Below are 304 nucleotides of genomic sequence, written 5' to 3'. Positions count from 1 at the left end.
TTATGGTTACGCATTACGACGAAGTAGCGGCTTATTCGTCTCGCCGCATTGTACTGCGAGACGGGAAAGTTACAGAAGATAGAAGGTGTGCAGTATGAGTTTACTAGATAGTATGAAAATTGCCTTATCGTCTATTTTAGCTCATAAACTACGCTCGGCTTTGACGATGCTTGGGATTATTATCGGTGTAGGCTCTATTATTACCGTCGTTGCGATTGGGCAAGGTGGGGAAGCTGCATTGAAATCTCAATTTGTTGGATCAGGTAATCAAACGGTTCCGATTCATTATAGTGCTGATATGAAT

1 protein-coding gene and 1 pseudogene are annotated in these 304 nt (G+C 42.1%); both read left to right on the top strand.

Annotation, left to right across the window (positions count from 1 at the left end; translation table 11 throughout):
* Window positions 1-98: pseudogene (locus JDS96_RS30985) on the top strand (macrolide ABC transporter ATP-binding protein); the annotation flags it as partial.
* Window positions 95-304 (top strand): ABC transporter permease (locus tag JDS96_RS30980; RefSeq protein WP_199669147.1); only part of this gene is annotated, 210 nt, incomplete at its 3' end. The pseudogene JDS96_RS30985 and the gene JDS96_RS30980, both read left to right, overlap by 4 nt.

Source organism: Bacillus cereus group sp. N21 (assembly GCF_016483395.1).
Lineage (GTDB): Bacteria > Bacillota > Bacilli > Bacillales > Bacillaceae_G > Bacillus_A > Bacillus_A pseudomycoides.
Note: the sequence above shows the minus strand (reverse complement) of the source record. Positions and strands in the feature narration are given on the sequence as shown.